We start from the raw sequence: 21,984 nt of genomic DNA, 5'->3' as shown, positions 1-21,984 counted from the left end.
TCCTTAATCAAAGTCATTGCGCGTTTTGCGGTGCGGAGGCTTCCGGTGCCGGGGCCGGCGCAGGTTCCTGAGGGGGAACTTGCGGCAGTGCTTGCGGCGCGGTATCCGGTGATGCCGCAGGAATCGCCTCTTCCGTCGCCGGAGCCGCTTCAGGCGTTACGGCCGGCGCAGGGCTGGAACGGTAATCCGCGCGGCGCTTGAGCTGGTACTCACGCACCGCATTGTTGTGTGCATCGAGATCGTCAGAGAACACATGACTGCCGTCACCACGCGCAACAAAGTACAGGCTGGTGCCGTCCACCGGGTTCAATGCCGCGTGAATCGCTTCGCGGCCAACCATCGCGATCGGCGTCGGCGGCAAGCCGGGGATCACGTAAGTGTTATACGCCGTAGGCTCTTTCAGATGTGCACGGGTCAACTTGCCGGTGTAGCGATCGCCCAGACCATAGATGACGGTCGGATCGGTCTGCAGCTGCATGCCCAGGGCCATGCGGCGCACGAAGACCCCGGCAATCTGCCCGCGCTCCTGCGGTACGCCGGTTTCCTTCTCGACCAGCGACGCCATGATCAGCGCTTGATAAGGTTCGGTGTACGGCACATCGGCAGCACGACTTTCCCACTCTTTGGCAAGGACTTCATCGAGACGATCAAACGCTTTCTTCAGCAGCTCGGCATCGGACATGCCACGCACGAAGCGGTAGGTATCGGGGAAGAAACGCCCTTCCGGGAACAAGCCTTTATGACCAATCTTCGCCATGACGTCGCTGTCGCTCAACCCGTTGAGGGTCTGCTCGATTTTCTCGTCTTTGGCCAATGCGGCGCGCACTTGATGGAAGTTCCAGCCTTCAACCAGCGTTAGGCTGTACTGCACCACGTCGCCACGCTTCCACAAGTCGATCAGACCGTTAACGGTCATGCCCGGCTGCATGCGGTATTCGCCGCTATGGATGGGCGTGCCGGCGAGATTGAAACGCCAGTAAACCCGCAACCAGAACGCGTCCTTGATGACGCCATCGGTTTCGAGTGAAAGGAAAGTACGGGTCGGGGTGGAGCCTTTCGGCACATCCAGCAGCTCTTCCTGCGTGATGTTCAGCGGCTGCTCCAATGCACTGTGAATCTTCCAGGCGCTGGCGCCCATCAACAGCCCTGCCAGAACCAGTCCGGTTTCCAGCAGCAGCAAAAGTTTACGTCTCACGAATCAGGCATCCAGTAGGGCGCGGGCAATGGTTTGCAGTTTACGGGTGAGCGGGCCAACCGGCCAGCTCAGTGCAGCGTAGGCGCGTACCGGCCAGACGCCATAAACGCTGTTGCAGAAAAACACTTCATCGGCCCATTGCAGCTGTTCAAGGCTGATGTCGGCGATTTGCGTGGGGATGGCCAGTGACTCGGCCTGAAACAATATTTCGGCGCGCATCACTCCGGCGACGCCACAGCGCTTCAGATCCGGTGTGATCAACACACCGTCGCGCACCAGAAACAGATTGCTGAACACGCCCTCGATCACTCGACCGGCCTGATCGAGCATCAAGCCTTCGGCGTGCTCGCTGTCCTGCCATTCGGCACGGGCGAGAACCTGTTCAAGGCGATTGAGGTGTTTGAGTCCAGCCAGTAAAGGCTGTTGGGATAGTCGCGTGTTACACGCAAACAGGCGAACGCCTTGTTCAGCATGAACGGGCGGATACGCCGCCGCAGGATTGCCTTGCAGAATGCGTCGGCCCGGCGCCACCGGGTCGGGCGCATAGCCGCGCAAACCGTCGCCACGGGTGAGGATGAGCTTGAGCACGCCCTCGCCCATTGCTGCCGCGTAGCTCAGCAGCTCGTGGCGAATCAGCTCGATATCGGCCGCGATGGCCAGACGCGAGCAGCCATCGGCCAATCGCGTCAGATGGCGATCCAGCAGGATCGGCTGGCCTCGGTGCACAGCGATGGTCTCGAACAGACCATCACCGTAAGCCAGGCCGCGATCTTTCAGCGACAGACTGTCAGCCGGTTGACCGTCGACCCAGCAGTCCATCAGCCTGCGAACCGGCGGAATGCCAGGGTGCCGTTGGTGCCGCCAAAACCGAAGGAGTTGGACAGCACGACATCGATGTCCATGTTGCGCGCAGTGTGCGGCACGAAATCGAGATCGCAGCCTTCGTCCGGCTCATCAAGGTTGATGGTCGGCGGTGCCACCTGGCTGTTGATCGCCAGCACACTGAAAATCGCCTCGACTGCGCCCGCCGCACCCAACAGGTGACCGGTCATGGACTTGGTCGAACTGACCGCCAGTTTGTAGGCGTGCTCACCGAACACAGTCTTGATCGCGTTGGCTTCGGCGAGGTCACCGGCCGGGGTCGAGGTACCGTGGGCGTTGATGTACTGCACCTGATCGATGTTGATCTTCGCGTCGCGCAGGGCGTTGGTGATGCAGCGTGCGGCACCGGCGCCATCGGCAGGCGGCGAAGTCATGTGGAACGCATCGCCACTGGTACCGAAGCCGATCAGCTCGGCGTAGATGGTCGCACCGCGTGCCTTGGCATGCTCCAGCTCCTCAAGAACCAGTGCACCGGCGCCGTCGGACAGGACGAAACCGTCACGCCCCTTGTCCCATGGACGGCTGGCGCGAGTCGGCTCGTCGTTACGGGTCGACAGCGCACGGGACGCGCCAAAGCCGCCCATGCCCAGACCACACGCGGCCATTTCGGCACCGCCGGCAATCATCACGTCGGCTTCGTCGTACATGATGTTGCGCGCCGCCATGCCGATGCAGTGCGTACCGGTGGTACACGCTGTGGCGATGGCGTAGTTAGGTCCCTGTGCCCCCAGGTGGATGGACAGGAAACCGGAAATCATATTGATGATCGAGCCTGGCACGAAGAATGGCGAGATTCGACGCGGGCCCGTCTCATGCAGGGTACGGCTGGTTTCTTCGATGTTGGTCAGACCGCCGATCCCCGAACCCATGGCCACGCCAATGCGTTCACGGTTGGCGTCGGTGACTTCCAGACCGGAATTGCGCACGGCCTGAAAGCCGGCAGCGAGACCGTACTGAATGAACAGGTCGAGCTTGCGTGCTTCCTTGACCGACAGGTATTCCTCGACATTGAAGCCTTTTACCGAGCCGCCAAAGCGGGTGGAATAGGCAGAAAGGTCGGTGTGTTCGATCAGACCAATGCCACTGCGGCCAGCCAGAATGCCCTGCCAACTGCTCGGCACATCCGTGCCCAGTGGCGACAACATACCCATACCGGTGACTACGACGCGTCTACGCGACACAGCACTCTCCTTTTTCAAATGACGACGACTTTGCATCAGGCCTAAAGAAAAAACCGCACGCCGTGATGGCAGTGCGGTTTTTCCATGACAGCAAACAACGATTACAAGCTATTACGCCTGATGGTTGGTAACGTAATCGATTGCAGCTTGTACAGTAGTGATCTTCTCAGCTTCTTCGTCAGGGATTTCGGTCTCGAATTCCTCTTCCAGAGCCATCACCAGCTCAACGGTGTCAAGGGAGTCGGCACCCAGGTCTTCTACGAAGGAAGCGGTGTTGACCACTTCTTCTTCTTTAACACCCAGTTGCTCGGCAACGATTTTCTTGACGCGCTCTTCGATGGTGCTCATACCTTGTTTTCACTCCTAATGGACAAATTCAGGCAGCTGGCCAGTGGGTAAGTGTATAGAAAGACTTTTCAGTTTTTCAACTGAAAGCTTCACTCCTCAAACCCTGCAGCCCTCTGCCTATAAATAGATTGCAGCTTTATAACGGATTTTAGACAGCTCGTATGACATTTTTTTGAAGCAATCCGTCACATTTTACTTACATGTACATCCCACCGTTCACCGGGATTGTAGCCCCAGTGACGTATGCCGCACCGTCGGATGCAAGAAAAGCGACCACAGACGCGATCTCTTGAGCTTGTCCCAGACGACCCAGCGGAATCTGCGTCTGCAAGGCTTCACGCTGTGCTTCAGGCAGCTCGCGCGTCATATCGGTGTCGATAAACCCTGGGGTTACCGAGTTGACCGTAATCGAACGCGAACCGACTTCACGCGCCATCGCACGGCTGAAACCTTCCAGACCGGCCTTGGCGGCTGCATAGTTTACTTGGCCAGCGTTGCCCATGGCACCCACCACCGAGCCAATACTGATAATTCGACCCCAACGCGCCTTGGTCATGCCGCGCAGAACGCCCTTGGACAGGCGATACAGACTGTTCAGGTTGGTATCGATCACGTCGTACCACTCGTCGTCTTTCATGCGCATCATCAGGTTATCGCGGGTGATGCCGGCATTATTGACCAGGATCGCCACTGGCGCACCAAACTGCTCCTGAATGCCCGCCAGCACGGCGCTGACCGATTCATCGCTGGTGACGTTGAGTTCGAAACCTGCGCCCTGAATACCGTTTTCCTTCAGGGTTGCAGCAATACGCTCGGCGCCCGAAGCGGAAGTCGCGGTGCCAATGACGATGGCGCCCTGACGACCCAGTTCCAGTGCGATAGCCTGGCCGATACCGCGGCTTGCACCGGTGACCAGTGCAACTTTACCTTGCAGACTCATGCAAGTTTCTCCTGATTCAGGCTTGCGCTGCGCGAGCGGCAGCGAAAGCGTCTGGGGTATTGAGGTTGGAAGTCGCCACGCCTTCGGCGCAACGCTTGTTCAGACCGGCCAGGACTTTGCCCGGGCCGCATTCGACCAGATTGGTCGCGCCTTTGGCAGCGAGAGTCTGTACCGACTCGACCCAGCGCACTGGCTTGTAGAGTTGTTCGAGCAGATCACGCTTGAGGGTTTCCAGATCGGCCGGCACTTGCGCGCTGACGTTCTGTACCACCGGGATCTGCGGCGCCTGCCAGTCGATGGCGGCAATGGATTCAGCGAAGCGTTCGGCGGCCGGGCGCATCAGCTCGCAGTGCGACGGTACGCTCACTGGCAACGGCATGGCGCGTTTGGCACCACGGGCCTTGCAGCCTTCAATGGCACGCTCAACGGCTGCCTTGGCACCGGCAATCACCACCTGACCTGGCGAGTTGAAGTTGACGGCACTGACCACCTCACCTTGCGCAGCTTCTGCGCAGGCTGCCAATACGTCAGCGTCTTCCAGACCAAGGATTGCGGCCATGCCGCCCTGCCCGGCCGGAACCGCTTCCTGCATCAGTTGACCACGGCGCTCAACGAGCTTCACTGCGTCAGCCAGTGTCAGGCTGCCAGCAGCGACCAGCGCGCTGTATTCACCCAGGCTGTGACCGGCAACAAAAGCCGGACGCGCGCCGCCTTCAGCCAACCACAGACGCCACAGGGCGATCGAAGCGGTCAGAATGGCCGGTTGGGTTTTATCGGTTTGATTGAGCAACTCTTCCGGGCCCTGTTGGGTCAGTGCCCACAGGTCATAGCCCAGAGCCGCAGAGGCTTCTTTGAAAGTTTCGAGGATCAACGGATATTCCGCGCCCAACTCGGCCAGCATGCCGAGGGACTGCGAACCCTGTCCTGGAAAGACGAATGCGAGGGAAGCAGACATGTAACAAGCCCCTAATGATCTTGTCGTCGGAGAATGACGCCCCACTGGGGGACGCAAGAAACTGACAGTTGGATGGCCCTTTGAACCGGGCGGTCACATTTAAGCATTGTCCGACGAAAACGCCTAAGACAACAAATCCTCCAGACGACCGTGGAGGCGTTCGGGCAAGTTCTCCTGTATCTCGATCAGTGCGCGCTGAATCGCGCTCTGAAAGCCCTGAACTCCGGCCGAACCGTGACTTTTCACGACGATGCCCTGCAAACCGAGAAAGCTTGCGCCATTATGTCGCGCCGGCGCCAGGTCAGCCTGCAAGCGCTTCATCAGCGGCAACGCCAAAGCACCGACCGCACGTGAAGCGATATTCTTTTTGAACAGCGCCTCGATGCGCGCCGCAATCATCGTCGCCAGCCCTTCGCTGGACTTGAGCAGGATGTTGCCGACAAAGCCGTCACAGACCACCACATCGGCCTCGCCGCGATACAGGCCATCACCTTCGACAAAACCGATGTAGTTGATGCCTCGGGCCGCCTGCAACAGCGTTGCAGCCAGTTTGACCTGCTGATTACCCTTGATGTCCTCGGTGCCAATGTTCAACAGCGCGACACGCGGACGAGCAATCCCCAGCGTCTGCGCTGCCACCGAGCCCATCACTGCAAACTGCAGCAGATGCTCGGCACTGCAATCGACATTGGCGCCCAGATCGAGCAACTGGCAAAAACCCTTCTGCGTCGGAATCGCGGCCACCATCGCCGGGCGATCAATACCCGGCAAGGTCTTCAGCACGAATCGCGAGAGCGCCATCAACGCACCGGTATTGCCAGCGCTGACACAGGCCTGAGCCTTGCCATCGCGCACCAGCTCAAGGGCGACACGCATCGACGAATCCGGCTTGCCACGCAAGGCCTGGGTCGGCTTTTCGTCCATGGTAATGACTTCGCTGGCCGCAACAATGGTCAGGCGCGCGCGATCGGCAGCCGATTGGCCGTGGATCAATTCTTCAAGAAGGGAGGGTTGACCGACGAGGGTCAGGTGCAGCGAGGGCGTAGCAGAAAGGCAAGCAAGGCTGGCCTGAACAATGCTGCGGGGACCGAAGTCCCCGCCCATTGCGTCAATCGCGATGACTTGAGCGGACAAGTGATTACTCGTCAGCGCCCTTGTCGATCACTTTACGGCCACGGTATACGCCTTCTGGCGATACGTGGTGACGCAGGTGAACTTCACCAGTGGTTTTTTCTACAGACAGGGTGCTAGCCTCGAGAGCGTCGTGCGAACGGCGCATGTCACGGGCAGAGCGGGATTTTTTGTTCTGCTGAACAGCCATAATTGATTAACTCCTAAACGTTTGGGTCACGCTTTAACTGCGCCAATACACTGAACGGGTTGGACCGCGTTACCTCGTCCTCGCTCGGTTCGGGCTCATCTGCTCCCGCCGGCTGCTGGCATTCTTCCGGATGATGAGCAGGCACAATAGGCAAGGCAAGCAAAAGCTCTTCCTCGACCAGTGACTGCAGATCCAATGGATCTTCGCCCAGTTCCAGCACGTCATAACCTTTCGGTAACGACTGGGTATTCGCACCCTCCTTCACTACAGCGTAACTGCATTCGCTGTGGATCGGCAGGGTGACCAGCTCAAGACAACGCTGGCAAACCATTTTGACCTCGGTGTCGATAAAGCTGTGGATCACCACAGATTTACGTTCATCTCGTTCAAAAACGAATTTCGCCTGCACCGTACCGACATCGTCGGAAAGCGGGTCGCAGAGTCTCTTCAAATCGGCCAGCAGCAGTTCACCTTGAAGGGTGGTGCCACGGTCAGCCAATTTGCGCGGGTCAACGTGAGGTGGAATCGGGTCATTCAACATAGGCGCAGCATTATAGGGATGCACCCACCCATGTCAAAGGAAATTGTGCCCTGTCCGTCACTTGCGTGCCTCCGCTAGAATTCGCACCTGCCTCAGGAGACGCGAATGCTGCCTTTATTACTCGCTTCAAGCTCGACCTATCGACGCGAATTGCTTACCCGCCTGCACCTGCCGTTCGTCTGCAGCTCGCCGGATATCGATGAAAGTCACCGTCCGGGCGAGTCAGCCATCGAACTGGTCAGACGCCTCGCCGAACAAAAAGCCCGGGCACTGGCCGACAGCCACCCCGCTCATCTGATTATCGGCTCGGACCAGGTTGCGGTGCTCGGCGAGCAGATTATCGGCAAGCCACACACCTTCGAGAAGGCCCGCGAGCAATTAATGGCTGCCAGCGGCGCCAGCGTGACCTTCCTGACCGGCCTGGCGCTGCTCAACAGCCAGACCGGCCAATGCCAGATCGACTGCGTGCCGTTCACCGTACACATGCGCCAGCTCGATCAGGCGCGCATCGAGCGCTACCTGCGCATCGAGCAGCCATATGACTGCGCAGGCAGCTTCAAGGCTGAAGGGCTGGGTGTGAGCCTGTTTCAATCCACCGAAGGCCCTGACGCCACCAGCCTGATCGGTCTGCCGCTGATTCGCCTGATCGACATGCTACTGGTTGAAGGCGTGCAAACTCCCTGACCCACAAAAAACCGGCCATCAAGGCCGGTTTTTTCATGCAGCAAGCTCTTAACGCAACGAAGGACCGTGAAAACCCATCCACATCGCCAACTGCTCAGCCACGCTGGCACCGAGCTTTTTCGAGAAGCGATCGAACGGCGACTCCTGCACAGTGAAGTCGACCAACTCTTTCTCGCCAATCACGTCACGCGCCACGGAACTGGCATTACCCAGACCGTCGATCAAGCCCAGCGGCAACGCCTGCTCACCTGACCAGACCAACCCGGAGAACAGCTCTGGATGATCTTTGTCTTTCAGACGATCGCCACGGCCCTGCTTGACGCTGTTGATGAACTGCTTGTGCGTGGTGTCCAGCACGCTCTGCCAGAACGCCGTCTCTTCAGGTTTCTGTGGCTGGAACGGATCGAGGAACGACTTGTGCTCGCCCGAGGTGTACGTGCGACGCTCGACACCCAGTTTCTCCATGGTGCCGACAAAGCCGTAACCCGCCGCCGTCACACCGATGGAACCCACCAGACTCGCCTTGTCGGCGTAAATCTGATCCGCGGCACTGGCGATGTAGTAGGCACCGGACGCACCCAGATCGGAAATCACCGCGTACAGCTTGATATCAGGATGCAGGCCGCGCAGGCGCTTGATCTCGTCATAAACATAACCGGACTGCACCGGACTGCCGCCAGGACTGTTGATCCGCAGGATCACACCCTTGACCTTCTTGTCCTCGAACGCTGCCCGCAGGCTACCGACAATATTGTCGGCACTGGCCGGTTCTTTGTCGGCGATCATGCCGGTGACGTCGATCAACGCGGTGTAATTCGGGCCGCGTGTGGCACTCTTTTCCATGTCCATCAACGGCGTGAACAGGATCAGCGCAACAAACAGATAAACAAACGTCAGCAGCTTGAAGAAAATCCCCCAACGTCGCGAACGACGCTGCTCTTGCACACCGGCGAGCAGGGTCTTTTCCAACAGCTTCCAGCTTTTTTCGTCACCGCCGTCGGCACTTGCCTTGGCCGGTGCTTTCCATTCGTCGGTCATGCCATCCACCCCAGCAAAAACGTATTAAGCCTGCTGCGCGAGCCAGGCATGCAATTCACAAAAACGGTCAATCGACAGGCGCGGCTCGAACTGCTGCAGCGATTCGATCGATTGCGCGCCATAACTGACCGCCACCGAATCCATCCCCGCATTACGCGCCATCAGCAGATCGAAGGACGAGTCGCCGACCATCAACGCCTGCTCCGGGCGCACGCCGCAATGCGCAAGGATCTGCTCCAGCATCAGAGGGTGTGGCTTGCTGGCAGTTTCATCGGCTGCGCGGGTGATATCGAAATAATCTTCCCAGCCATTGGCCTTGAGCACTCGATCCAGCCCGCGACGATTCTTGCCGGTCGCGACGGCGAGGTGATAACCCTGCTCACGAAAGGACGCCATCGACTCGACTACACCTTCGAACAACGGCGAAGGCACGGCTTCTGCAGCGATGTAGTGATCGGCGTAATACTCGCGAAACAAGGTCATTTCGGCGTCACTGATCTCGGGATACAGCGTGCGAATCGCCTCGGGCAAGCCGAGACCGATGATGCCTTTGACGGCAAAATCATCACGCAAGTCGAAACCAGAACGCCCGGATGCCGAGTGCATCGCCTCGACGATCCGATGAATGGAATCGGCCAGCGTGCCGTCCCAATCGAAAATCAGCAGCTTGTAATCAGATGGGCGCACTCAATCGCTCCACGGTCTTGGCCCACATTTCATCGACCGGCGCCTGCAAGGTCAGCTTGCCGCCATCGGGCAGCGGCACGGTCAGCATGTAGGCGTGCAGGAACAGGCGCTTGCCGCCCAGATCGCGGATTTCCTTGGTGAAATCCTCATCGCCATACTTGCTGTCGCCAGCAATGCAATGGCCGGCATGCAAAGTGTGCACGCGAATCTGGTGGGTGCGACCGGTCACCGGTTTAGCCTCGACCATGGTGGCAAAATCACCGAAGCGGCGCAGCACCTTGAACATCGTCAGGGCTTCTTTGCCTTCGTCGTTGACTTCAACCATGCGCTCGCCGGAACGCAGATTGCTCTTGAGCAATGGCGCACTGACCTTCTTGATCGAAGTCGCCCAGTTGCCGCGAACCAGCGCCATATAGCGCTTGTCGACGCCATCGCCGCGCAATTGCTCGTGCAAGTGGCGCAACATGCTGCGCTTTTTGGCGATCATCAGCAGGCCGGAGGTGTCACGGTCGAGACGGTGCACCAGCTCCAACTCTTTGGTATCCGGGCGCAACTGACGAAAGGCTTCGATCACCCCGAAATTCAGGCCACTGCCACCGTGAACCGCAATGCCGGCGGGCTTGTTGATCACGATCAGGGCTTTGTCTTCGAAGACAATCGAGGCTTCCAGGCGCTGCAACAAGCCTTGGGCCAGTGGCACCGGCTCGTCGCGCTCAGGCACGCGCACCGGCGGCACGCGCACGATATCACCGGCCTGCAGCTTGTATTCGGGCTTGATCCGACCTTTGTTCACACGCACTTCGCCTTTACGCAAAATGCGGTAAATCAAGGTCTTGGGCACGCCTTTGAGCCGGGCGAGGAGAAAATTGTCGATTCGTTGGCCGGCATACTCCGGCGAGACTTCAAGCAATTGAACGCCTGGAGTCGAAGGGGCAGTAGTTGTCATGCCGCGGATGATAACAATTTTTATGGAATTGAAGCACTTAATCATTGCTGCTATAGTCGCGAACGCCGCCAAAAGCGGCCTGGACAGAGGAACCACGGTCAAAAACCGGCCCTGACCAACGCAATTCACCAGGACGCGAGGCCGTCCTACGGGGCTTTCGCTACGTAACGGTGGAGTTTGCAGCTGTAACAAGCGCAGGTGACATGAGGCCTGAATTACACCGTCGAGCAGAGTTTTTACTCGCCTGACAGGCACACATTCAAGGCCAGTTCACAAAGTGCAGTCAGCTACAGATGACCCCGAGCGAATGCTTCGGAAACAACGCCTGAATTAGCCATGATGCGTGACCTCCCCTTTCGGAGCTCACGGTAAATGCCAACCCGCTGCGGATTCTGCGCGCGGCAGCACCCGAATTATCAGGGATACGTGTAGGGTGGAGATGCACAACCGCCGGACTGTGTAGCAATAGGCTTTATCAAGACGCTTCATCTCGTCCACAGCCGCTGGTTGATTCCTCCTCCTGACTGAGTGCTTAAGTAGCCACAGCAAGCAGGACGCGTACGTCGCGATATCGGCCCAATTGGTCGCACATCGCTGGACACGGGAATGGCCAACCACTCCCGACGCACCTGACACCGACCGTGAGAAGTCGTGTGTGCCGAACGCCGTTTCCGGCAGCCCGGAAACCGACGGTACTACATGAAAAGAATGCTGATTAACGCAACTCAACCCGAAGAGTTGCGTGTTGCACTGGTAGATGGCCAACGCCTCTACGACCTGGACATCGAATCCGGTGCACGCGAGCAGAAGAAGGCCAACATCTATAAAGGCCGCATCACTCGCATCGAACCAAGCCTTGAGGCTGCCTTTGTCGATTTCGGCTCCGAGCGCCACGGCTTCCTGCCCCTCAAAGAAATCTCCCGCGAATACTTCAAGAAAGCCCCTGAAGGCCGCGTCAACATCAAGGACGTCCTGAGCGAAGGCCAGGAAGTCATCGTTCAGGTCGAAAAAGAAGAACGTGGCAACAAGGGCGCCGCCCTGACCACCTTCATCAGCCTGGCCGGTCGTTACCTCGTGCTGATGCCGAACAACCCGCGTGCCGGCGGTATCTCCCGTCGCATCGAAGGCGAAGAGCGCAACGAACTGCGTGAAGCGCTGAACGGCCTGGTTGCACCGGCCGACATGGGTCTGATCGTGCGCACTGCCGGCCTTGGCCGCAGCAGCGAAGAAATGCAGTGGGACCTCGACTACCTGCTGCAACTGTGGACCGCCATCAAAGAAGCCTCGCTGGATCGTTCCGCGCCTTTCCTGATCTACCAGGAAAGCAACGTGATCATCCGCGCCATCCGCGATTACCTGCGCCAGGACATCGGCGAAGTGCTGATCGACAGCGTTGAAGCCCAGGACGAAGCCCTGACCTTCATCCGCCAGGTGATGCCGCAGTACGCCAGCAAGATCAAGCTGTACGAAGACAGCGTGCCGCTGTTCAACCGTTTCCAGATCGAAAGCCAGATCGAGACCGCTTTCCAGCGCGTCGTTGAACTGCCTTCCGGCGGCTCCATCGTCATCGATCCGACCGAAGCCCTGGTGTCCATCGACATCAACTCGGCGCGCGCCACCAAAGGCAGCGACATCGAGGAAACCGCCCTGCAGACCAACCTTGAAGCGGCCGAAGAAATCGCCCGTCAGTTGCGCCTGCGCGACATCGGCGGCCTGATCGTCATCGACTTCATCGACATGACCCCTGCCAAGAACCAGCGCGCCGTGGAAGAGAAAGTCCGCGAATGCCTGGAAGCCGACCGCGCTCGCGTGCAGATCGGCCGCATTTCGCGCTTCGGCCTGCTGGAAATGTCCCGTCAGCGCCTGCGTCCATCGCTGGGCGAAAGCAGCGGCATCGTCTGCCCGCGTTGCAACGGCACCGGCATCATCCGTGACGTTGAATCGCTGTCGCTGGCAATCCTGCGCCTGATCGAAGAAGAAGCCCTGAAAGACCGCACTGCCGAAGTTCGTGCACAAGTGCCGATTCCGGTCGCTGCGTTCCTGCTCAACGAAAAGCGCAACTCGATCACCAAGATCGAACTGCGCACCCGTGCGCGTATCGTCATTCTGCCGAACGATCACCTCGAAACCCCGCATTTCGAAGTTCAGCGTCTGCGTGATGACAGCCCGGAAGCCGCGACCAACCAGTCCAGCTACGAAATCGCTGCTGCCGCTGCCGAAGTCGAAGAAGTCCAGCCAGCCGCCGCGACCCGCACCCTGGTTCGCCAGGAAGCAGCCGTTAAAACTGCACCGGCCCGTGCCAACGCTCCGGTTCCGACCGAAGTCGCCGCACCTGCCGCTCCAGCACCGGCCCCGGTTGCCGCGCCAGAGCCAAGCCTGTTCAAAGGCCTGGTGAAGTCGCTGGTCAGCCTGTTCGCCACCAAAGAAGAGCCAGCCGCTCCGGTTGTGGTTGAAAAACCAGCCAGCGAACGTCCGGCCCGCAACGAAGAGCGTCGCAACGGTCGTCAGCAGAGCCGCAACCGTAACGGTCGCCGCGATGAAGAACGCAAGCCGCGCGAAGAACGTGCTCCACGTGAAGAACGTGCGCCGCGCGAGCCGCGCGAAGAGCGCGCGCCACGTGAAGCCCGTGAAGTCCGCGAGCCTCGTGAAGCCCGTACCGAAGCGCCGGTTGCCCGCGAAGAACGTGCACCACGCGCTCCGCGTGAAGAACGTGCACCACGTGCACCGCGTGAAGACCGCAAGCCACGTGGCGAGCGCGAAGAGCGCGTACGTGAACTGCGCGAACCACTGGACGCCGTTCCAGCTGCTGCTGCAGCCGCCGTTGCCGTCACCGCTGAAGAGCGTCCGGCCCGTCAGCCACGTGAAGAACGCGCACCGCGTCCGCCGCGTGAAGAACGTCAGCCACGCGCCGAACAGGCCGCTGCTGCCGTCGCTGAAGAAGAAGTGAACAGCATCGAAGAGCAACTGCCGGAAGACGGTTCGGAGAACGCCGAAGGCGATCGTCCACGTCGTCGCTCGCGCGGTCAGCGTCGTCGCAGCAACCGTCGTGAGCGTCAGCGTGACGCCAACGGCAACGTGATCGAAGGTTCGGAAGAATCCGAAGCCGGCGAAAACGGCGAAGAGCCAAGCACTGCCGATCTGGCTGCTGGCCTGGCGGTTACCTCTGCTGTTGCCAGCAGCGTGATCAGCGCTCCGGCCGAAGCACAAGCCCACGAGCAAGCTGAACGCGCCACCGCGGCTGTTCAGGAAACTGCTCCAGTGGAAGCACCGGTTGTTGAAGCGACCACCCCGGTAGAAGTGGTTGCTGCTCCGGAAGTCGAAGTGGCACCGGTTCATGAAACCCTGCCTCAGGTAGAGCCGGCGCCAGCCGTGGCTGCCGAGTCGGCGGTTGAAACCGTGACCGAAACCGTGCGTGAAGTTCGCGAAGAGCAGACCGCTTTCAACTGGGTTGCCGAGCCGGCAGTCGCTGAAACACCTGCGCCAGTGGTTGAAGCACCGGTTGTTGAAGCGCCAGTGTTCGAAGCGCCTGCGGTTGAAGCTCCTGTGGTTGAAGAGACCAAAGTTGCCGAGCCAGTGGTCGTTACTGAACCAGCACAGGCTGTCGAAGCACCTGTCGTTGCCGAAGCCCCAGCCCCTGTGGTTGAAGCACCGGCTCCAGTCAGCGCGCTGACGCCAAGCGGCCGCGCGCCAAACGACCCACGTGAAGTGCGTCGTCGCAAGCGTGAAGAAGAGCGCCTGCAGAAGGAAGCCGAACTGGCTGGCGCTGCTGCCCCAGTCGCTGCCGAGCCAGCCGTGGTTGCTGAAGTGGTCGAGGCAGCACCTGCCCCGGTCGCTGAAGAATCCGTGGTTGAGTCGGTGATCGCTGAAGCACCACGCTCCGTTCAGGACGCGGTCGAGCAACACCAAGAGGCCGAGGAAAAAGAACACGAGCCTAAACCACTCGTGTAATTTCCAAAGTCGTTAAAAAGCCCCGCCTGATTATTCAGGCGGGGCTTTTTTATGCCTCGATTTTTTGTGGTGGACTCTAGATCCAACCCCCTCACCCCAGCCCTCCCCCCAGGGGGCGAGGGGGAAAGGGAGCCGATCTCCGTGTGTTTCAAGGCCGGAGTTCGACTCGAAGTTTCAGGTCGGTGTACCTCGAAAGAACACCTCGGTCAGTCCCCTCTCCCTCCGGGCGGTCCGACGTTTCGGGAGGGCTAGGGTGAGGGGCTCTCAGGAATTTACGCAGCTCTCAAGACGAAGCAAAAACCAAAGCCTCAGGCACATCGATATCCCACAGCACGCCTGGATCATCGACGGCAATCTCCACCACCCGGCCCTGCTTGAACAACGGTCTGGCCCCACGATCGCCGCTCAACCCCTGCAACCCCGCCCCAAACGAGCGACCAAACCCCACCGGATGACCAAACTCGCCATCCTGCACCGGCACACTCACCGCATCATCAGCAATCGCCGCAACCACCCGTTCTATAGTGGAAGGCAAGATAAACGGCATATCGCCGAGGACAATCAACCAGCCATCCGCCTCCGGGCAAGCCGCGACGCCAGCGGCAATGCTGTCACCCATCCCGCTCGACTCAATCGAGACAATGTCACAGCCATAAGCCTGCGCCATGCGCATCGCTTGTGGCCGCGCTTCGGTGGTGACCAACACGCGCTTATCAAGCTGGGCCGGAAGATTCACCAGCACCTGCTCGATCACCGAACGTACCGCGCCATCCCGCCCCGTGCAGTCCGCCAGCAACTTGTCCTTGTCCGCGCCCGCCACCTGGCGAAAGCGACTGCCCTCGCCCGCAGCCAACACAATCACTGCAATGGACTGACTCATGCGCCCTCCAATGTCTTCTTCTGCTTCAACTCGACCCCGTTCTTGATCGCGACAATTTCCGCCAACAAGGACAAGGCAATTTCCGCCGGCGAATGACTGCCGATATGCAGACCGATCGGGCCGTGCAGTCGATCGATCGCCTGTACCGACAAGCCTAGCTGAGCCAGATTCTCCCGACGTTTCTGGCTATTGACCCGCGAGCCGAGCGCGCCGACATAGAAAGCAGGCGAATCCAGCGCCGTCAGCAGCGCCATGTCATCCAGTCGAGGATCATGAGTCAGCGCGACAATCGCCGTGCGTTCGTCGGTCTGAATACTCAACACCGCATCATCCGGCATACCCGGGACGAAACGCCCATGGTGCTCTTCCCAACCGTAGACAAACTCGGTACGCGGATCGCAAATCAGCACTTCAAAATCCAGCAGGCGCGCCATGTCCGCAACGTAGCGCGACAACTGCCCGGCGCCGATCAACAGCAAGCGCCAGCGCGGACCGTAGATCGCGCGCAAGGTTTTGCCGTCGAACGCCAGCGAATCGGTTTTGCTCGCTGCCGTCAAACGCACTTCCCCGGTTTCGATGTTCAGCTCACGGGCAACGATTTCGTGTGCTTCGCAACGCGCGAGCAGTTCGGCAACCCACGCAGGGTCGCCGATCCGTTCTTCCGTCAGGCGCAGCGTACCGCCACAGGGCAAACCGAAGCGCGCCGCCTCTTCACGGGTCACGCCGTAGGTGATGAGTTGCACCGGCGGCCCATCGGTGGCGATCCGACCGTCATGCAGGCGCGCAATCAAATCATCTTCGACACAGCCGCCCGACACCGAACCAATCACCACACCATCCTCGCGCAAGGCGAGCATCGCGCCGGGCGCCCGAGGCGCAGTGCCCCAGGTCTGCACCACACTGAACAACACCACCCGTTGCCCGGCGCGGCGCCACTCAAGGACGCTGCGCAGGACGTTGAGGTCGACGCTGTCCATTACGCCTCTGCCTTCTGCCAGCCCTGCAACTGATAACGCACCGGCAAGTTGCGGATGCGTTGACCGGTGGCCGCGAAGATCGCATTGCACAGTGCCGGCGCAATCGGCGGCACACCCGGCTCGCCGACACCGCCCAACGGCACATCGCCCGGCGGCGTGACCAGATGCACCGCGACTTCCTTCGGCGCCAGCGACATGCGCGCCACTTCATACATATGGAAGTTGTCCTGCTGGACCTTGCCGTCCTTGAAGCTGATTTCACCCAGCACCGCGTTGCCCAGGCCCATCACGCAAGCGCCTTCGAATTGCGAGCGGATGCGCTCGGGGTTGATCTGCGGCCCGCAGTCCACGGCGATATCCGCCTTGTGCACGATCAGCGTACCGTCGTCCTTGACCTCGACTTCGATCACCGCCGCCACGTAAGTGACGAAGCTGTAGTGCACCGCCAGCCCCAGACCACGCCCCTTGGGCAGTTTGCGCCCCCAACCGGCCGCTTTCGCAGCGGTTTCCAGCACGGTGCGCATACGGCCAGTGTCGATCGGATAACGCTCGGGAGATTCGCCGTAGTTCCACTCCTCGCTCAGCGTGCGCGGGTCGATCTGCCGGTCAGGGCCGAGCAGTTTGATCTGATACTTGAGCGGATCCTCGCCGGCCTTGTGCGCCAGCTCATCGACGAAACTCTGGATGGCGAAACCATGGGGGATGTTCGACACCGAGCGATACCAGCCGACCCGCGTGTGCACGGTCGCTTCGGGGTTTTCCAGGCGCACGTTGGGAATCGCGTAGGCCATGTTGGTGAAGCCCATGCCCAGTTCGAACGCCGCTTCATGGTTCATGCCCGGCGCAAACAACGCGGTGATGCTCGGCGCGACGGTACGATGCAACCAGCCGGACGGCATGCCGTCCTTGCCCACGCCGGCCTTCAAGTACTCGGCGGAGACGGTGTGGAAATACGAGTTGTGGATGTCATCTTCACGCGTCCACTGCACCCGCACAGCCTTGCCGGGGAACTCCTTGGCGAGGATTGCCGCTTCGACGACGAAGTCCGGTTTCGACTTGCGACCGAAACCGCCGCCGAGCAGCGTGACATTGAAAGTGACATTGTCGAACGGCAGCCCAAGACGTTCGGCAATGCGTTCGCGGGTGACTTGGGGTGCCTGACTCGGCGCCCACGCTTCGCAAACGCCGTCCTTGTAGCGAGCGATGGCAACCATTGGCTCCATCGGTGCCTGTGCCAGATGCGGCAAATAATAGGAAGCTTCCAGCGTGCTGGCAGCGCCGCTCAGGGCCTTGTCGATATCGCCGGTGTTGCGCACCACTTTGCCGGGTTTCAGCGAGGCGGCTTCCAGCTCCTTGCGATAGGCGATCGAGTCATAACTGGCGTTCGGGCCATCGTCCCACTCGATTTTCAGTGCTTCGCGGCCCTTGATCGCGGCCCAGGTATTGCTGGCTACCACGGCCACGCCACCCAACGGCTGAAACTCCGAAGGCAGCGGACGGCTTTCAATCTGCATTACTTTGAGCACGCCGGGGACTTTCAGCGCAGCGCTGTCGTCCAGCGATTTGACCTTACCGCCGTAGACCGCCGGACGAGCGATAGTTGCGTACAGCATGCCGTCGAAATGCACGTCCGCGCCGTATACCGCGCGACCGTTGACGATGTCGTCACCGTCGATCGCTCGGGTGCCTTCCTTGCCGATATAGCGAAACTCCGACGGTTGCTTGAGGCGCAGACTGTCGCGCGCCGGCACTGCCAACGCACTGGCTGCGGCGGCGAGTTCGCCATAGCCCAGCTCACGGCCAGACGGTGTGTGAATGACTTTGTGCAACTGTGCATGGCATTCGCCCACTGGCACTTGCCACTGCGCAGCGGCGGCCTGCTCGAGCATCGTCCGGGCCGCCGCGCCACAACGCCGCATCGGTTCATACCAGTGACGCATGCTGCGCGAACCGTCGGTGTCCTGGTTGCCGAAACGCACCTCATCACCCGGCGCCTGTTGCACTTTGACGTGCGCCCAATCGGCCTCCAGCTCATCGGCGACGACCATGGTCAGACTGGTGCGCACGCCCTGCCCCATCTCCGAGCGGTTGCACACGACGGTCACCGTACCGTCAGCAGCAATACTGACATAGACCTTCGGATCATCAATCCAGCCATTGGGCATGCCATCGGCGCCGAACTGTTTCGGTTTGTCTGCGGCCAATGCGTCCTGCCAGCCCCAACTCGCCGCCAACACCAAGGCACCGGTGGCGCCGACGCCTTTGAGGAAGCCGCGACGGCTGAGATTGCTCAGGGCGAAATCATGCGGAAGGCGGCTCATGCCTTGGCCCCCTTCAAATGCGTGGAAGCCTGGCGAATCGCTGTCTTGATCCGGTTGTAAGTGCCGCAGCGGCAAATGTTGCCGACCATGGCTTCTTCGATCTGTTCGTCGCTCGGATTCGGGTTGGTCTTGAGCAACGCGGTGGCCGACATGATCTGCCCGCCCTGACAGAAACCGCATTGCGCGACAGCGGTGTCGAGCCAGGCTTGCTGGACGATCTGCCCGACCGGATCAACATGCAGGTTGTCGATGGTGGTGACGTTCTGCCCGATCACCGAGCCAATCGGCGTGATGCAACTGCGCGCCGGCAAGCCATCGATGTGAATGGTGCAGGCGCCGCACAGACCCATGCCGCAACCGAATTTGGTGCCGTTGTAACCGGCGACATCACGAATCGCCCACAACAGTGGCATGTCTTCAGTGACATCGAGGGGATGGTCTTGACCGTTGAGTTTCAGGGTAATCATGGGCACGCCCGCATATTTTTAGTGGTTATGGGGTCGAGCAATCTGCCGCCGTTGAATCGGTGGTGGTTCACGCAGATCGACTCAGGCTAATCAGGCTCTCTTGTACCGACGGGAACGTCTGCACCGGGCCTTTGGTGGAGCAAATGACGGTTATCGTTAGCTCGCTAAGTTAACCCAGCGTTAACAAAAAAGCCCTGCACTTTTTAATCAGTGCAGGGCTTGGGATGGCGTCTGGAAAGCGTAGCCTCAATAGCGGTTGGGCTCCATTTCCAGGTCGACATTGAAACGTTCGGCAATATCTTTCTGGATGCGTTGCGCGAGGTCGAGCAGTTGCAGGCCCGTCGCCGTGCCGTAGTTGACCAGCACCAGCGCCTGCAATTTATGCACGCCGGCATCGGCGTCGCGAAAGCCCTTCCATCCGGCACGCTCGATCAACCAGCCAGCAGCCAGTTTCATTTGCCCGTCCGGTTGCGCGTAAGCCACCACATCCGGGTGCTGCGCTTTGATCTGCGCGACGATGGCCGCCGGCACCAACGGGTTCTTGAAGAAGCTGCCAGCATTGCCGAGCACGGCTGGGTCCGGCAGTTTTTCACTGCGGATGCTGCAAATCGCGCGGCTGACGTCGGCAGGCGTCGGCTGTTCGATCCCCTGCTCGGTCAGGCGCTGGCGCACCGGGCCGTATTCCAGATGCAGATGCGCGACGCGGTCGAGTTTGAAGCGCACGCGCAGAATCAACCAACGCCCCGGCTGCTGTTTGAACAGGCTGTCGCGGTAGGCGAAATTGCATTCTTGCAGAGTGAAATCACGGAGCTCGCCGGTCTGGCGATCCAGCGCGGTGAGTCCGGCGAACACATCCTTGATCTCGACACCGTAGGCACCGATGTTCTGCATCGGTGCCGCGCCAACGGTGCCGGGGATCAGGCTGAGGTTTTCCAGCCCGGAAAAACCCAGCGCCAGCGTGTGCTGCACAAACGGGTGCCAAGGTTCGCCGGCTTCAGCCTCGATCACTACGCGGCTGCCGTCATCGCTGAGCACGCGGATACCGCGCGTCGCCATGCGCAACACCAGCGCCGCAATATCTGCGGTCAGCAACAAGTTGCTGCCGCCGCCAATCACCAGCAACGGCAGGTCGTGAGCCGTGGCATACGCCAGCGCTTCACGGACATCGGTATCGCTATGAGCCTCGGCGAACAGTTGCGCGCGCACATCGACGCCGAAACTGTTGAACGGTTTCAGGGAAACCTGTGGGTGCACCTGCAAACTCATAACCGGCCCTTCACTTCGATCAACAATTGGTCACAAGCTGCTTCGATCAGATCCAGCACCTGCTCGAAACCCTGATCGCCGTCGTAATACGGGTCCGGTACTTCATCGACCAATCCGGCATAGCGGCGCAGAAACAGGTCCAGCTCGGCCTTGCCGGTGGACGGTTGCAATGCCTTGAGGTTGCGCAGGTTGCTGTTGTCCATCGCCAGGATCAGGTCGTAACTGGCGAAATCGGCGCGGCTGACTTGCTGCGCGCGTTGCGCCGACAAGTCATAACCGCGCACCTTGGCGGCGGCCTGGCTGCGTTTGTCCGGCGGGTTGCCGACGTGCCAGTCACCGGTGCCGGCGGAAGCCACCTCGACCTGATCCGCCAGCCCCGCCGCTCGCAATTTGTGGCGCAACACGCCTTCGGCCGTGGGCGAACGGCAAATGTTGCCCAGGCACACAAACAGAACGCGCATCAAGCCTCCAGCAGGCGACGAACGCGCTCGAGGTCTTCTACGGTGTCGACGCCGGTCGGCGGTGCGATCAGCGCATCAGCCACGTGAATCCGCACGCCGTGCCAAAGGGCACGCAGTTGCTCGAGGGATTCAGTGTTTTCCAGCCAGCACGGGCCCCAGTTGACGAAGTCCTGGAGGAATCCGGCGCGGTAGGCATAAATGCCGATGTGGCGACGGTACGGCACGCCTTCAGGCAATTGCTCGCGGCTCTTGGCGAACGCATCGCGCGCCCACGGCAAGGTCGCGCGGCTGAAGGTCAGCGCCAGACCGTTGAGGTCGCTGACCACCTTGACCACGTTCGGATTGAACAGGGTTTCCACGTCTTCAATCGGCTCGGCCAACGTGGCCATGCGCGCTTCGGTGTGAGCGGCCAGATTGGCAGCCACCTGATCGATCACGCTCGGCGGGATCAGCGGCTCGTCACCCTGCACGTTGACCACGATCGCGTCGGGCTCAAGGCCCAGTTTCGCCGCGACTTCGGCCAGACGATCGGTGCCGGAATTGTGGTCTTCACGGGTCAGCACCACTTCGGCACCGAAGGCCTGGCAGGCCTCGACGATGCGCGCATCGTCAGTCGCCACCACCACACGGGTCGCGCTGCTTTTACTCGCCTGTTCCCAGACGTGCTGGATCATCGGCTTGCCGGCGATGTCCAGCAGCGGCTTGCCCGGCAGGCGGGTCGAGGCGAAACGCGACGGGATGACAACAGTGAAGGCAGTGGTCATTTATCCAGACGCTCGTCGGTGGTCAGGGTGCGCGCTTCGCTTTCGAGCATCACCGGGATGCCATCGCGGATCGGGTAGGCCAGACCGGCGCCCTTGCTGATCAGTTCGGTCTTGTCGGCGCTGAGCTTGAGCGGGCCTTTGCAGATCGGGCACGCGAGGATATCGAGCAATTTGGTGTCCAT

The 21,984-nt window shown here is 60.2% G+C and carries 22 protein-coding genes; 2 read left to right on the top strand and 20 right to left on the bottom strand.

All coding sequences use genetic code 11. From position 1 onward, the window contains the following. Window positions 1-13: 13 nt before the first annotated feature. From mltG to WA225_RS11650, 9 genes are all read right to left on the bottom strand, one after another. Window positions 14-1,195, bottom strand: a complete 1,182-nt coding sequence (gene mltG / locus WA225_RS11690; RefSeq protein WP_422608024.1) for an endolytic transglycosylase MltG — start codon at window positions 1,193-1,195, stop codon at window positions 14-16. 3 nt (window positions 1,196-1,198) lie between these two features. Then, window positions 1,199-2,014 carry an aminodeoxychorismate lyase gene (gene pabC / locus WA225_RS11685; protein ID WP_422608023.1) on the bottom strand — a complete coding sequence of 272 codons (816 nt, stop codon included), beginning with the start codon at window positions 2,012-2,014 and terminating at the stop codon, window positions 1,199-1,201. Beyond that, window positions 2,014-3,258, bottom strand: coding sequence for a beta-ketoacyl-ACP synthase II (fabF, locus tag WA225_RS11680; RefSeq protein ID WP_422608022.1), 1,245 nt, complete (start codon window positions 3,256-3,258; stop codon window positions 2,014-2,016). The genes pabC and fabF overlap by 1 nt, the downstream gene beginning before the upstream one ends. Before the next feature lie 111 nt (window positions 3,259-3,369). Next, on the bottom strand, window positions 3,370-3,606 hold the full coding sequence (gene acpP, locus WA225_RS11675; RefSeq protein ID WP_003442511.1) for an acyl carrier protein: 237 nt from the start codon (window positions 3,604-3,606) through the stop codon (window positions 3,370-3,372). A 196-nt stretch (window positions 3,607-3,802) separates the two neighbouring features. After that, window positions 3,803-4,546, bottom strand: a complete 744-nt coding sequence (gene fabG, locus WA225_RS11670) for a 3-oxoacyl-ACP reductase FabG (protein WP_034155354.1) — start codon at window positions 4,544-4,546, stop codon at window positions 3,803-3,805. Between the two features lie 16 nt (window positions 4,547-4,562). Continuing rightward, the gene (gene fabD / locus WA225_RS11665) at window positions 4,563-5,501 is read right to left on the bottom strand and encodes an ACP S-malonyltransferase (protein ID WP_422608021.1); all 939 of its coding nucleotides are present in this window, start codon (window positions 5,499-5,501) and stop codon (window positions 4,563-4,565) included. Window positions 5,502-5,624: 123 nt separating this feature from the next. Further along, on the bottom strand, window positions 5,625-6,635 hold the full coding sequence (gene plsX, locus WA225_RS11660) for a phosphate acyltransferase PlsX (RefSeq protein WP_422608020.1): 1,011 nt from the start codon (window positions 6,633-6,635) through the stop codon (window positions 5,625-5,627). Between the two features lie 4 nt (window positions 6,636-6,639). Beyond that, a complete protein-coding gene (rpmF, locus tag WA225_RS11655) occupies window positions 6,640-6,822 on the bottom strand; it encodes a 50S ribosomal protein L32 (RefSeq protein WP_003179396.1) in 183 nt (60 codons plus the stop codon). A 13-nt stretch (window positions 6,823-6,835) separates the two neighbouring features. Next, entirely contained in the window at window positions 6,836-7,363 is a 528-nt protein-coding gene (locus WA225_RS11650) for a YceD family protein (protein WP_038364482.1), read from the bottom strand. Window positions 7,364-7,468: 105 nt separating this feature from the next. On the opposite strand from WA225_RS11650, the gene WA225_RS11645 reads away from it, so the two are divergent. Beyond that, window positions 7,469-8,047 (top strand): Maf family protein, encoded by a 579-nt coding sequence (locus WA225_RS11645; RefSeq protein ID WP_422608019.1) that lies wholly within the window; start codon window positions 7,469-7,471, stop codon window positions 8,045-8,047. A 48-nt stretch (window positions 8,048-8,095) separates the two neighbouring features. On the opposite strand, the gene sppA is transcribed toward WA225_RS11645, so the two are convergent. Genes sppA through rluC form a run of 3 tightly spaced genes read right to left on the bottom strand, consistent with a single transcriptional unit; the run spans window position 8,096 to window position 10,718 of the window. Next, window positions 8,096-9,085: a signal peptide peptidase SppA gene (gene sppA / locus WA225_RS11640; RefSeq protein ID WP_422608018.1), complete on the bottom strand. Its 990-nt coding sequence runs from the start codon at window positions 9,083-9,085 to the stop codon at window positions 8,096-8,098. 24 nt (window positions 9,086-9,109) lie between these two features. After that, a complete protein-coding gene (locus WA225_RS11635) occupies window positions 9,110-9,772 on the bottom strand; it encodes an HAD-IA family hydrolase (RefSeq protein WP_422608017.1) in 663 nt (220 codons plus the stop codon). Next, the gene (rluC, locus tag WA225_RS11630; RefSeq protein WP_422608016.1) at window positions 9,759-10,718 is read right to left on the bottom strand and encodes a 23S rRNA pseudouridine(955/2504/2580) synthase RluC; all 960 of its coding nucleotides are present in this window, start codon (window positions 10,716-10,718) and stop codon (window positions 9,759-9,761) included. Before rluC ends, WA225_RS11635 begins: the two co-directional genes overlap by 14 nt. A 699-nt stretch (window positions 10,719-11,417) precedes the next feature. Between rluC and rne the strand changes: the two genes are divergently transcribed. Beyond that, window positions 11,418-14,666: a ribonuclease E gene (gene rne, locus WA225_RS11625; protein WP_422608015.1), complete on the top strand. Its 3,249-nt coding sequence runs from the start codon at window positions 11,418-11,420 to the stop codon at window positions 14,664-14,666. Window positions 14,667-14,949: 283 nt separating this feature from the next. Here the strand turns inward: rne and WA225_RS11620 are convergent, their stop codons facing one another. The 8 genes from WA225_RS11620 to WA225_RS11585 all read right to left on the bottom strand — a co-directional run bounded on the left by WA225_RS11620 (window position 14,950) and on the right by WA225_RS11585 (window position 21,984). After that, the gene (locus WA225_RS11620) at window positions 14,950-15,546 is read right to left on the bottom strand and encodes a nucleotidyltransferase family protein (RefSeq protein WP_422608014.1); all 597 of its coding nucleotides are present in this window, start codon (window positions 15,544-15,546) and stop codon (window positions 14,950-14,952) included. Next, window positions 15,543-16,523 carry an XdhC family protein gene (locus tag WA225_RS11615; RefSeq protein WP_422608013.1) on the bottom strand — a complete coding sequence of 327 codons (981 nt, stop codon included), beginning with the start codon at window positions 16,521-16,523 and terminating at the stop codon, window positions 15,543-15,545. Before WA225_RS11615 ends, WA225_RS11620 begins: the two co-directional genes overlap by 4 nt. Then, window positions 16,523-18,844 carry a molybdopterin cofactor-binding domain-containing protein gene (locus WA225_RS11610; protein WP_422608012.1) on the bottom strand — a complete coding sequence of 774 codons (2,322 nt, stop codon included), beginning with the start codon at window positions 18,842-18,844 and terminating at the stop codon, window positions 16,523-16,525. The genes WA225_RS11615 and WA225_RS11610 overlap by 1 nt, the downstream gene beginning before the upstream one ends. After that, window positions 18,841-19,311 carry a (2Fe-2S)-binding protein gene (locus WA225_RS11605; protein WP_422608011.1) on the bottom strand — a complete coding sequence of 157 codons (471 nt, stop codon included), beginning with the start codon at window positions 19,309-19,311 and terminating at the stop codon, window positions 18,841-18,843. Before WA225_RS11605 ends, WA225_RS11610 begins: the two co-directional genes overlap by 4 nt. Before the next feature lie 246 nt (window positions 19,312-19,557). After that, the gene (murB, locus tag WA225_RS11600) at window positions 19,558-20,577 is read right to left on the bottom strand and encodes a UDP-N-acetylmuramate dehydrogenase (RefSeq protein WP_422608010.1); all 1,020 of its coding nucleotides are present in this window, start codon (window positions 20,575-20,577) and stop codon (window positions 19,558-19,560) included. Continuing rightward, on the bottom strand, window positions 20,574-21,038 hold the full coding sequence (locus WA225_RS11595; RefSeq protein ID WP_122604979.1) for a low molecular weight protein-tyrosine-phosphatase: 465 nt from the start codon (window positions 21,036-21,038) through the stop codon (window positions 20,574-20,576). The genes murB and WA225_RS11595 overlap by 4 nt, the downstream gene beginning before the upstream one ends. Continuing rightward, window positions 21,038-21,802: a 3-deoxy-manno-octulosonate cytidylyltransferase gene (gene kdsB / locus WA225_RS11590; protein ID WP_422608009.1), complete on the bottom strand. Its 765-nt coding sequence runs from the start codon at window positions 21,800-21,802 to the stop codon at window positions 21,038-21,040. The genes WA225_RS11595 and kdsB overlap by 1 nt, the downstream gene beginning before the upstream one ends. After that, entirely contained in the window at window positions 21,799-21,984 is a 186-nt protein-coding gene (locus WA225_RS11585) for a Trm112 family protein (protein WP_003174668.1), read from the bottom strand. The genes kdsB and WA225_RS11585 overlap by 4 nt, the downstream gene beginning before the upstream one ends.

It is taken from the genome of Pseudomonas sp. (genome assembly GCF_049300855.1).
Taxonomy (GTDB): domain Bacteria; phylum Pseudomonadota; class Gammaproteobacteria; order Pseudomonadales; family Pseudomonadaceae; genus Aquipseudomonas.
Note: the sequence above shows the minus strand (reverse complement) of the source record. Positions and strands in the feature narration are given on the sequence as shown.

Excerpts from the sequence above, each read along its gene's own strand:
- acpP (WP_003442511.1), bottom strand. The coding sequence starts at position 3,606 with ATGAGCACCATCGAAGAGCGCGTCAAGAAAATCGTTGCCGAGCAACTG.
- rpmF (WP_003179396.1), bottom strand. The coding sequence starts at position 6,822 with ATGGCTGTTCAGCAGAACAAAAAATCCCGCTCTGCCCGTGACATGCGC.
- WA225_RS11610 (WP_422608012.1), bottom strand. The coding sequence starts at position 18,844 with ATGAGCCGCCTTCCGCATGATTTCGCCCTGAGCAATCTCAGCCGTCGC.
- WA225_RS11605 (WP_422608011.1), bottom strand. The coding sequence starts at position 19,311 with ATGATTACCCTGAAACTCAACGGTCAAGACCATCCCCTCGATGTCACT.
- WA225_RS11595 (WP_122604979.1), bottom strand. The coding sequence starts at position 21,038 with ATGCGCGTTCTGTTTGTGTGCCTGGGCAACATTTGCCGTTCGCCCACG.
- WA225_RS11615 (WP_422608013.1), bottom strand. The coding sequence starts at position 16,523 with ATGGACAGCGTCGACCTCAACGTCCTGCGCAGCGTCCTTGAGTGGCGC.
- WA225_RS11620 (WP_422608014.1), bottom strand. The coding sequence starts at position 15,546 with ATGAGTCAGTCCATTGCAGTGATTGTGTTGGCTGCGGGCGAGGGCAGT.
- WA225_RS11585 (WP_003174668.1), bottom strand. The coding sequence starts at position 21,984 with ATGGACACCAAATTGCTCGATATCCTCGCGTGCCCGATCTGCAAAGGC.
- WA225_RS11645 (WP_422608019.1), top strand. The coding sequence starts at position 7,469 with ATGCTGCCTTTATTACTCGCTTCAAGCTCGACCTATCGACGCGAATTG.
- kdsB (WP_422608009.1), bottom strand. The coding sequence starts at position 21,802 with ATGACCACTGCCTTCACTGTTGTCATCCCGTCGCGTTTCGCCTCGACC.
- rluC (WP_422608016.1), bottom strand. The coding sequence starts at position 10,718 with ATGACAACTACTGCCCCTTCGACTCCAGGCGTTCAATTGCTTGAAGTC.
- rne (WP_422608015.1), top strand. The coding sequence starts at position 11,418 with ATGAAAAGAATGCTGATTAACGCAACTCAACCCGAAGAGTTGCGTGTT.
- fabD (WP_422608021.1), bottom strand. The coding sequence starts at position 5,501 with ATGTCTGCTTCCCTCGCATTCGTCTTTCCAGGACAGGGTTCGCAGTCC.
- sppA (WP_422608018.1), bottom strand. The coding sequence starts at position 9,085 with ATGACCGACGAATGGAAAGCACCGGCCAAGGCAAGTGCCGACGGCGGT.
- murB (WP_422608010.1), bottom strand. The coding sequence starts at position 20,577 with ATGAGTTTGCAGGTGCACCCACAGGTTTCCCTGAAACCGTTCAACAGT.
- WA225_RS11650 (WP_038364482.1), bottom strand. The coding sequence starts at position 7,363 with ATGTTGAATGACCCGATTCCACCTCACGTTGACCCGCGCAAATTGGCT.
- pabC (WP_422608023.1), bottom strand. The coding sequence starts at position 2,014 with ATGGACTGCTGGGTCGACGGTCAACCGGCTGACAGTCTGTCGCTGAAA.
- fabG (WP_034155354.1), bottom strand. The coding sequence starts at position 4,546 with ATGAGTCTGCAAGGTAAAGTTGCACTGGTCACCGGTGCAAGCCGCGGT.